The organism is Intestinirhabdus alba (assembly GCF_009711095.1).
Classification (GTDB): Bacteria; Pseudomonadota; Gammaproteobacteria; order Enterobacterales; family Enterobacteriaceae; genus Intestinirhabdus; species Intestinirhabdus alba.
This window is the reverse complement of record NZ_WMJZ01000059.1, coordinates 1-10,216: the sequence shown is the minus strand read 5'-3', so window position 1 is coordinate 10,216 and position 10,216 is coordinate 1. Positions and strand designations below refer to the sequence as shown.

General features: G+C 52.4%; 9 protein-coding genes and 2 pseudogenes. 5 read left to right on the top strand and 6 right to left on the bottom strand.

Translation table 11 applies throughout. The features are described from left to right. Positions 1-95 precede the first annotated feature (95 nt). Positions 96-602, bottom strand: coding sequence for a helix-turn-helix domain-containing protein (locus GJV78_RS21645; protein ID WP_330998838.1), 507 nt, complete (start codon positions 600-602; stop codon positions 96-98). Positions 603-922: 320 nt separating this feature from the next. Here GJV78_RS21645 and GJV78_RS21640 point away from each other — a divergent pair. Next, a pseudogene (locus GJV78_RS21640) lies at positions 923-1,150 on the top strand (transposase); the annotation flags it as partial. Between the two features lie 228 nt (positions 1,151-1,378). Here GJV78_RS21640 and eamB read toward each other — a convergent pair. Beyond that, positions 1,379-1,966: a cysteine/O-acetylserine transporter gene (gene eamB / locus GJV78_RS21635; protein ID WP_167519701.1), complete on the bottom strand. Its 588-nt coding sequence runs from the start codon at positions 1,964-1,966 to the stop codon at positions 1,379-1,381. 112 nt (positions 1,967-2,078) lie between these two features. On the opposite strand from eamB, the gene GJV78_RS21630 reads away from it, so the two are divergent. After that, positions 2,079-2,954 (top strand): LysR family transcriptional regulator, encoded by an 876-nt coding sequence (locus tag GJV78_RS21630; RefSeq protein ID WP_155110175.1) that lies wholly within the window; start codon positions 2,079-2,081, stop codon positions 2,952-2,954. 447 nt (positions 2,955-3,401) lie between these two features. On the opposite strand, the gene GJV78_RS21625 is transcribed toward GJV78_RS21630, so the two are convergent. After that, a complete protein-coding gene (locus GJV78_RS21625) occupies positions 3,402-4,421 on the bottom strand; it encodes a DUF1176 domain-containing protein (RefSeq protein WP_155110174.1) in 1,020 nt (339 codons plus the stop codon). Between the two features lie 277 nt (positions 4,422-4,698). Then, the gene (locus GJV78_RS21620; protein ID WP_155110173.1) at positions 4,699-5,190 is read right to left on the bottom strand and encodes a GNAT family N-acetyltransferase; all 492 of its coding nucleotides are present in this window, start codon (positions 5,188-5,190) and stop codon (positions 4,699-4,701) included. 94 nt (positions 5,191-5,284) lie between these two features. Here GJV78_RS21620 and GJV78_RS21615 point away from each other — a divergent pair, with 94 nt between their 5' ends. After that, positions 5,285-6,247: a LysR family transcriptional regulator gene (locus tag GJV78_RS21615; RefSeq protein ID WP_155110172.1), complete on the top strand. Its 963-nt coding sequence runs from the start codon at positions 5,285-5,287 to the stop codon at positions 6,245-6,247. Positions 6,248-6,293: 46 nt separating this feature from the next. Continuing rightward, on the top strand, positions 6,294-7,196 hold the full coding sequence (locus GJV78_RS21610; protein ID WP_155110171.1) for a carboxylate/amino acid/amine transporter: 903 nt from the start codon (positions 6,294-6,296) through the stop codon (positions 7,194-7,196). Between the two features lie 21 nt (positions 7,197-7,217). Here the strand turns inward: GJV78_RS21610 and nlpA are convergent, their stop codons facing one another. Both nlpA and GJV78_RS23815 read right to left on the bottom strand, forming a co-directional pair. Continuing rightward, a complete protein-coding gene (nlpA, locus tag GJV78_RS21605) occupies positions 7,218-7,997 on the bottom strand; it encodes a lipoprotein NlpA (RefSeq protein WP_230979209.1) in 780 nt (259 codons plus the stop codon). Positions 7,998-8,158: 161 nt separating this feature from the next. Beyond that, positions 8,159-8,259, bottom strand: a pseudogene (locus tag GJV78_RS23815) (hypothetical protein); the annotation flags it as partial. Between the two features lie 841 nt (positions 8,260-9,100). On the opposite strand from GJV78_RS23815, the gene GJV78_RS21595 reads away from it, so the two are divergent. After that, positions 9,101-10,216, top strand: a 1,116-nt coding sequence (locus tag GJV78_RS21595; protein ID WP_269140512.1) for an ESPR-type extended signal peptide-containing protein, incomplete at its 3' end; no start/stop codon positions are given.

The following is a 10,216-nucleotide window of genomic DNA, read 5'->3' as shown; positions in this document are numbered from 1 at the left end:
TCCTGGATTCGGGACCAGACGGTACTCAGACGACGCTTACAGTTGTCCCAGTTACGAAAGTGAATCTTTTTCAGTACAGGTGAATCGGCACACGGTTACTTTTCGGTGGTTTTGTTATCCGATTTTTTATTTCCTGACCGAAGAATTTTCTGCAACCTGCGTTGCTGCCATAAGGCGATTTTCCCTCGCATGATAAACACGCGTATTCCCCTGAATATGACAAGTCCTCCCCATATAACAGATACCACAACGGACCAGTAACTTTCCGGGGTAAACAGATAGTTAATTATCATTAATGCTGTGCATACCAGAACAGCAGTAACCAGAATCCGATAAAACCAGGTTTCCTGCGCTACCTGAATTTTGGCTTCGCTGATGCGTTCATCAAGAGCCTGGCTGGCATCATAAGTCTCTTCCGAGAGATCGGAAACATTTACACCAAAGGCTGAAGCAAGCGCACTGAGTGTTTCCAGACTCGGCTTCTGGCCTTTTTCAGTTCGCTGCACAGTCCTTACAGAAAGAGAGGCGACTTCTGCAAGTTGTTCCTGCGACCATGCTTTTGTCAAACGATATGTTTTCACCTTTTCAGCGACAGTCATCATTGTTCCCGTTCTCTGCAATGCCTGTGATAATACTTGCACATCAGCCCGGCACCGTATACGACACAACTATGACAGCAAGGCGACACGCCAGTGACATAAGGCCGGAACCCGGCATATAACGGGCCGGTTTAAGGACCAGTAGATACATATTTATACCAGACGCTGGCAATGGAAGCAGAATACCAGGTATGGGTGCGGTCAAAAAGATTGGGACCCATATGACAGGTTTTAGACTAGCCCCATAGATCACCAGGCACTTCGCCTCTCTTAAAATAAGAGGTAGTCCTGGAACTATGTTTAACACCAGTCAGAATAATAAGATGGTTGAAGTGTTATCAGGACCTGAGCGGCGTCGCCGTCGTACTCCGCAGGAAAAGATTGCCATCATTCAGCAGACTATAGAGCCCGGCATAACCGTGTCTCACGTCGCTCGTCTGCATAGCATCAATGCTAACCAGATCTTCAAATGGCGCAGGCAGTATGAAGACGGTTCTCTGACCGCCGTGGCATCAGGTGAAGAGGTCGTTCCCGCATCTGAACCTGCTGCTGTCAATATAGGGGCAAATCCACGACCAAACTCCCCCAACGTCAACAAAACCCTTGCAACCCCTTATATATCAGGCGTTCCTTGTATCCTGAGGTCAACTAGCTTCAACCTGCATCAAGCAGTTTTTGGGGGTGCATTAGGGGGTACTGTTCCACCTTAAAATGCCAGCCCGCATTACTGTTTAAAATCATGTGGGCTATTGCATAAGGATTATGGTCATTAAAACTCGTCAGAGAAACATTCTGCCAGCGCAGTAAACCAGCAATAGAGACAATATGCCATTAACCAATCGGCTATGCTTACGAAAAAGAGACTGGAAGACATGACCAGCAAGAGCCCAGATCAGATTCCCTCCGCAACCAATGATGGCAAGCAGAATGCTAACGGCTGTGACCCAGAAAATATCCTGTGTATATGGCAAAATAAACGCAGATAATGCGGTAATGCCATAAAGGATAATTTTTACGTTAGCAAACTGCAGCCAGAAGCTCGTCCAAAAACTGAGAGGTCTCTGCGCGCCATCAGAACTCGCTGGTGAACTGGAGGCAATCTTCCATGCAAGCCAGAGAATATAAACTGCCCCTACCCACATCAGCCATCGTGTAACTGACGGGAGAGCACTGATTAAAGTATAGGTAAACAAACCGCAGGCCAGCATGATCACCAGAAATCCTGTGCTCATGCCAGCTAATACACGCAAACTGCGACGAAAACCGTGCTGATTCACCGAACTTAACGCCAGGATATTGTTAGGCCCAGGGGTAAGCGCAGTGATTAATGTATAGGTCAAAAAGCCACTGATTATTGATGGTGTCACTTGTTTTCTCCTTGTTCCCGGAGCATATTACTCACGCATAAAAATTCAAAAAAGTGAATGTTTTCGATTTTATAGTTTCAATTTTCCGATGTTTTATGTGTGAGGAAGCTTTATGGATCTGCGTCGTTTTGTGACGTTTAAAACGGTGGTTGAAGAAGGTACTTTTGCGCAGGCGGCCCGAAAGCTTTGCTGTACTCAATCCACCGTTACGTTTCAGATACAACAACTGGAACAAGAGCTTTCATACCCGGTTTTTGAAAAGGTAGGACGTCGCATGGTGCTTACGCCAGCCGGAAAACGACTACTGCCAAGAGTGCGGGAACTGACGCGCGTACTGGAAGAGATACGCCAGATCTCCTCTCGTGAAGAGGAAGTTGCAGGAGATCTCCGGGTCATGGTTGGTGAGACATTACTGGCCTATAAAATGCCAGAGGTTTTGAAATTATTTCGCATAAAAGCGCCAAAGGTTCGACTTTCACTCCAGTCAGTTAACTGTTATGCAATCAGAGATTCACTCCTTGCTGATGATATTGATCTTGGTGTGTTTTATCGTGTTGGTCATGATGATGCGTTGCATATGGAATTTTTTGGTAAACAGGAACTCGTTCTGGTTACATCTCCGTTGCTTCAAAATATCGATTTCACTCATACAGATCAGCACATTCCGGTCAACTTTATAATCAATGAACCTCAATGTGTATTCAGGCAACTATTCGAATCCACACTCCGGGAACGAAAAATTACGTTAGATAGTACGATTGAACTCTGGAGTATTGAGAGCATAAAAAAATGTGTGGCCAGTAACCTCGGGGTATCGTTTCTGCCTCGATTTGCTGTCTTGCGTGAGCTGGAATCTGGCGAATTGAGAGAAATTCCTTTTGCTACAGTACCGCTGTCAATTACGGCGCTATGCGCTCATCATGCAGGGCGCACGGCAAGCCCTGCGATGAAAACGTTCATCGAGTGTATGCGCCAATGTTTGAGTTAAGAGTACTCAAAATACGAATTTGCATAAGCTCATCCGGTTCACAGGCCAACCGGTGATGACATCAAACACTTGATGCAGATAGCGTTTCGGGCCGGGGAATCACGTGGCAAGCGAGCGACAAATTCGTCGGGAACGAATTTGCCCGACCGCAGGTCGCCTTCGGTGAGGGGCAGAGGTGCCCCTCATTCATCCCCGGGAACATAGCAAACACTGTGACCGGGGTGAGTGGCAAATCTGTCGGGAGCAGGAGTCTCATGGATGAGAAGAGTAACCAGAAGCCAACACACATGCAGCCGGAAGTATGACGGGTATATCAACATTTTTATATGGCCGCTCTCAACACTTCAGCCTCAGGCAGCTCCGGCACCGGCAGAGCGTCGGGCCTTATCACCTGACCCCGCCAGCGCCGCCTGAAGATAAACCTCACCAGAGCGCGCGGCCTGTTGTCTATCGCGCGGGCTGCACATCCGTTACCCAGCCTGGTAAATCCCAGGTGCCGTCCAGACGAACGGAGACGCACCTTCCGGTGGTTGCCTCCCGGCTTTTACGAAACGTCTCGCCATCCCAGATCCAGCTGGCCTTAACCCAGCAGCCTCCCATGCCCTGCCCTCTCTGGCTCATGGTGATTTCACCATTCTGATAAGCAGAACCGGACGGCGTAATCAGCTCCGGCTGGCCTTCAAATTTACGGTCTATTACCCAAAAACCATAGCCTTCGTTATAGGCCGCTTGCCAGCAGGGCAGAGAAATCAGCGCGTGTTTATTATCAAGCGGCACCAGGGTCGCCCCGGTCTCCGGGGCATGAATAAGATCGCAGCGATTATTCTCGCTCAGGGTCGCCAGCAGCTTTGGCTTAATGTCCGCCAGCTCAGAGGCGGTAAGCGCGCTTTCCTGCTCCGCTTCCGGCTTAATTTTGTGAATAACCGGAGCCGGAATAGCGGCCCGGACGCCCTCCTCCGGGGCGTTTCCTTTTTTAATCAGCGCTCCCGGCGTTCCGATTCGCCCCTGAACGTCGTCGATCTTCAGCAGAACCGCATTGGCTCCCTGACCGGAGAGGGCGAACGTACGCGACCCGCCTTTAAACTCAACTTTTCCGCGCCCTTTTACCGCACTAATAACGGCGAGAGTCTGCCCGTCCGACAGCTGCCAGACGTCATCTTTCGCAGTCTGCAGCTCCCCAGCCCGGCGGCCATCAATCCAAAGCGACAGAGAGGACACCTGCGCCTCGCTGCCCGTGTCGCTGAGAATAACCTCGCCGGTAACGGGAGTTTGCGGACCAGCCTGCCGGGTAAGCAGAAGGGAACCTTCGCTCCCGTTTAAAGCCGCTTCCGCGCTATATCCCGCCGCCCGGCAGGTGAGGGTATTATCACAAACCACCTCCCAGTCTTTATGGGAGAACTCCTGCGCCAGCGCCGGGGCGCTGAGTATGATTAATGCCAGTAGTCCTGTTCGGGTTCCCTTTTTCATACCATTTCTCCATGAAGTAATGGCCCCTAGTTTGAACACGATATCCGTCGGTGAGAAGTTAAATTCCCGGCCCGGTCCTTTTTTCAGACAGCGCAACGCGATGCGCTTCGCCGCTTGTGGCTTCCGGCCGTTCAGAAAATCGTCGTTACGCCGCCCCCGACGACATGGCCCCTGAGAGCCATCGGCTTCTGCACCAGCGGGCTACCGCCGGCCTGGGGCAGAACCGTCGCCGCGCGGAGCGATTTCACAACGCCGCCGCCCCGACGAACGCCTGCCGCTACAGGTCCATCAGCATCTCATGCCAGGCCATTCCGCCGTGGCTGGAGGCGGAGGGTTTGATATAGCGATAGCCAAAATGCGCGTAGAGATCGACGTGGCGCGCTTTACACATCAAATGGATAGTCTGCTTATTCAGCGCCTTCATACGGGTAATAAATTCGCTCATCATCAGCGAAGCGTACCCTTTTCCCTGATAGTCCGGATGGATCGCCACCGACATAATCACTACGTTCGGAGCCGCCGGATCGTGCCCAACCAGATCCTTAAACGCCTCGTCGGACATCACCACCTCCCAGGCACACCCGGCATTAATAAAACCTGTCACCTCGCCATCCAGCGTCATGCATAGAAACCCCTGCGGATAGCGGCTGATGCGCGTGGCGATTTTCTCCCGGCTCGCGGCTTCATCTCCTTCATAGGCCGCTGTTTCAATGGCATAACAGCGATCAACGTCAACCGACGTGGCGATACGGAACTGTGGAAAAGGCATCCTGTCACCTCTTTTTTATCAACTGGACAGAGGACAGCTTACCCGCACAGAATAGTGTTCACGCTGCATTATTTTCACAACAAGGATGAAAGATATGCATTCCGCCCTGCGCAAACTCGATATGAATTTGCTGTTGGTTTTTGACGCGCTGTACCGGTGCGGCAGCGTAACCAGCGCCGCTGAAGAGCTGGCGCTAAGTCCTTCCGCGCTCAGCCACGCCCTGGGCCGCCTGCGGCGTACGCTGGACGATCCGCTGTTTATTCGCTCGGGAAGGAGCATGGTGCCCACCGCCAGAGCAGAACGCATGGCCACCGCCGTCTCTTCCGCCCTCGGCAGCCTCTCCGCCTGCCTGCATAAGCCCGCTGAATTTACGCCGGAAAAGAGCAGCCAGACCTTCACCTTCGCCGCCACCGATTATACGGCGGCGGTCATCCTGCCGGAGCTGATTGCGCGTATTCACCGTCAGGCACCGGGCCTCGCCATCAAAATCGTCTATTCGGCGGATTTTAACGCTGGCGAAGATCTGCTTTCCGGCCGGGTGGATTTTGCGCTGGGATTTGAAGAGGAACAGGCGGTGCTGCGGCAGGGGATTAGCGCTATAACCTGTTTTACCGACGACTATGTCGTTGCCGTTCGCCGGAGTCATCCCACCATCCGTGAGGCGTTAACCCAGGCGCTTTATCTTAGCGTCGGCCACGTGGTGGTCAGACCGTGGCGGGAAACCCGCGGGGCAATCGACCGCTATCTGGAAAGTCAGCGGGTCAGACGCCAGATTGTGGTGGAGCTTCCCAGCCTGATGATTGCGCCGACCATCGTCTCTCGCACCGATCTGGCGATCACCCTGCCCCGACGCGGCATCGCTTCCCTGTTCAACATGCAGGATCTGCGGGTCTTTCCGCCGCCGTTCCCGACGCCGCGGTATACGCTTAAAATTTACGCCAGCCCGGCCCGCAGCGGTTCTGCAGGCCATATATGGATGCATGAGCAAATTCGTGCGCTCTGCAACGAACCGGCGGAAATGCGCACCCACGCAATCCGCAGCGCTTCGTCACTCTGATATGATGACGCCAGATAACATAGTTAAACACGAAACCGAGGAAGAGATGGGTTCCACCAGAAGAGGGATGCTCAACGTCCTGATTGCCGCCGTACTGTGGGGAAGCTCTGGCGTATGTGCGCAGTACATCATGGAGCACAGCCAGATGACGGCGCAATTTTTAACCATGACGCGGCTGATCTTCGCCGGTCTGATACTGCTCACCCTCTCCTTCATGCACGGCGATCGGGTGTTTTCCGTCCTGAAGAGTCGTCAGGAGGCCCTGAGCCTGCTGCTGTTCTCCCTGGTGGGCGCGCTGACCGTTCAGCTCACCTTTCTGATGACCATTGAGAAATCCAACGCCGCCACGGCAACGGTGCTGCAGTTTCTTTCGCCGACCCTCATCGTGGCGTGGTTTTCGCTGGTGCGCAAAGCCCGGCCCGGCATACTGGTGCTGATGGCGATCCTGACCTCGCTCGCCGGCACCTTCCTGCTGGTCACCCACGGCAATCCGACCTCGCTGTCCATTTCGCCCGCCGCGCTGTTCTGGGGGATCGCCTCGGCGTTCGCCGCCGCGTTTTATACCACCTGGCCCTCCGCGCTGATTGGGCGCTACGGCACGCTGCCGATCGTCGGCTGGAGTATGCTGCTGGGAGGCCTGTTTTTACTCCCCTTCTATGCCAGCGAAGGAAAGAATTTTTCCGTAGACGGCCACCTGCTGCTGGCGTTCTTCTACCTGGTGGTGATCGGCACCTCGCTGACCTTCAGCCTCTATCTGAAAGGCGCGCAGATGATTGGCGGCCCGAAGGCGAGCATTCTGAGCTGCGCCGAACCGCTGAGCAGCGCGCTGCTTTCGCTGCTGCTGCTGGGCATTACCTTCACCCTGCCGGACTGGCTCGGCACGCTGCTGATCCTCTCTTCGGTGGTGCTGATCTCGCTGGACTCCCGCCGCCGGGCCAGAACCGCGTAGCGGCGCGGCAACGGGCACGCCTTACCAGCCCGGCACCGCGCCGCCGTTAAAGATTTTCTCCGCCGCTTTCGCCACCTCCGGCGACTGGTATGACTGCAGGAACTCTTTCACCTTCTCCGCATCCTTATTGTCCTCTCTGGCCACCAGGATATTCACATACGGCGAATGTTTATCTTCAATAAAGATGCTGTCGTGCACCGGCGAAAGGCCGGTTTGCTGAATATAGGTGGTGCTGATAATCGCCACGTCCACCTTCGGGTCCTCCAGCACGCGCGGCAGCTGCGCGCCCTCCAGCGCCATAATCTGCAGATGGTGCGGGTTGTCGGTAATATCCAGCACGGTCGGCAGCAGCCCGGTCCCCGTTTTCAGGGTAATCAGCTTCTCCTTTTGCAGCAGCAGGAGCGCGCGTCCGAGGTTGGTGGGGTCATTAGGAATCGCCACCGTCGCGCCATCCTGTAGCCGATCCCCGCGCTTTATTTTTTTCGAATAGCCGGCCATTGGAAAAACAAAGGTGTTACCTACCGCCACCAGCCGGTAGTTATGCGCCCTGTTATCTTGCTCCAGAAAAGGACGATGCTGGAAAACGTTCGCATCCAGCTCGCCGTGGCTGGTGGCGTCATTGGGCAGCAGCGAGCCGCTGAACCCAACCAGCTCCACCTCAAGCCCATATTTCTCTTTAGCCACCTTTTTGGCCACCTCCGCCACGTCCTGCTCGGCACCGTTAATCACGCCAACCTTAATGTGCTTCACATCGCGCTCCTGCCCGTCGCAGCCCGTCAGCAGCGCGCCCGCCAGCAGCATTGCCGCCCCCGTCCTGAAATAAGATATCGCCAGCTTCACGTTTTCGTCCTTTTATCATCACCGCCCGATGGGAGAAAGAAATGACTATAGCGGCAAGGCCATCGCGGTTTAAAAAACGAAAAAGTATCAGTAAGAAGAAAAAGGCATAACGCGGAGCAGGTCGCCAACGGGTTATCCAGGCTGACGGGCAAAAACTCCACGACGATCGGGCAGGCGACGCAGAACGCCACGGCGAAAACCGCAGGTCAGGCGGGCCGGACAACGGCCCGGATGCGGGCTTTGCTTCACAATGTGAACTTTACTAGTTTCCACCTTACCCTGAATGTCTTACGGGGCTGAACCAAACGCAGCGTGTTTTATGAAGGGGAGAAGCCGCCAGGCCAAATCATACGCAAATTCACCCGCAACGCATTTCAACGCCGCGCGGTGGCCCAACCGGATACAGCCAGCAAAGGGATCGCCGGAGCGGACATCGCTGCCCTGGCTGCCGCTTTTCTGACGCCAACGGGAAAAGCACAGGCCAGGCTGTAGATCTTTTCTTTTTTTCTCTGCCCTAAGTTTAAATATTAACTAAACGAAATGATTTAAATTCTAATATTATCACAATGCAACTCACCAATAATTAGCAGAATAATTATATGAAGACTCTTTTTTTAAATACTTAAAAGTCAGCATATTGCAAAAAATAATAACCAGAAGCGCATCGTCAATACCGATCGATAACTCTATAACAATCGCCGCAAACTATTTATTGAACAAATGAATCATAATTGACAATTCATTGAGGTTATGTAAGTTTCCCCCTGTACTCTTGCCGTTTATTGAATGTTTTTTATTGTTCGATCTATACGGATGGCGGCATTTTGCGTCGGGAAAATCACAAAACTTAGCAGGGTTATTATCAGCGAAAATAATATTCACACCGTCTGGATCAGTAGAAATGACCAGTAAGTCGTTTTATTCCACTGATGACTAACCCGCTGAATAACAATAAATAACGTTTTCTACAACCAGAAAAATGCAGTCACCATGGCGAATAGTGATTTAAGGAATATTAACGGCGTCAACTATATCTTTATTCTTTATTTTTAAAGGAGTTGGTAATGAACAACATTTACAGGCTGGTATGGAGCCACGCGCAATCTTGTTTTATCGCTGTTTCTGAAATAACAAAAAGAAAAGGTAAAAGCACGCTGGTAAACGACAAAGGCGCGGTCAGAAAGCCCTTATATCAGGCACTGGTTGTGGGGTTATCATTCTTTTCCTTTAGCTCATTCGGCTATGAGGCTCATGGCACGGCTGGTGAGGGGGCGATTGCTATTGGAGGAGGTGACAAACAGCCAGCCACGTCTACAGGCTATTACTCAACGTCCGTGGGTCCAAATTCCAAAGCGGAGGGGAGGCTCGCCTCTGCATTCGGTGATAACGCTAAAGCGATCGGGGACGAATCCATCGCAGTCGGAGCGTCAGCCTATGCAGAGGGAGGGCAATCTCTGTCCATTGGCTGGAAAGCGGCGGCGTTTAAATCTAGCTCAACGGCAATCGGTACGTCAGCAATGGCATATAATGAGTTCTCAACGGCTATCGGTTTTTCAGCAAAAGCATCCGATAATAATGCGCTCGCAATAGGTACATTATCCTCTGCCGAAAAAACCAGTGCCATTGCTATTGGCGCAAATGCAAAAGCACAAGCCGTCCACAGCATAACAATTGGTAACAATGCTATCAGTAACGTTGAAAATGGCGTGGCTATCGGCACCGGAAGCGTTGCAAATACCCAGGCCGGTCAACAGCCTTATATTGTAAGCAAAGCGTCAGAAGAAGATAAAAATAGGGTGCTGCAAACAAAAGGAACCGGCGGCGGCGTTTCCTTCGGTCGAAATAAAGAGGCGGGCGGCGAAGTTATATACCGACAATTAACCAACGTAGCGGCAGGCTATTATGATACCGACGCGGTAAACGTCGCTCAGCTTAAATCTGTAGAAAGTTTAATTTCTAAGGATGGAAACTTTGAAACGCTGGTGGTTGGCAAAGGAGCGGATAACAGCTTAACATTCGCAGGTAAAGAAGGCTTAACGCTTAGCGATAAAAGCGGAAATAAGCTTGATTTAACAGCAACAGGTATCGTTGCCCATGACGCCGACGGCAAAGAGGTTGAGGCGAAGCTGGTGACCCTCGCCGCCGACGCCGGCACCCCGAAGACCGGCACGCGCTTTGCG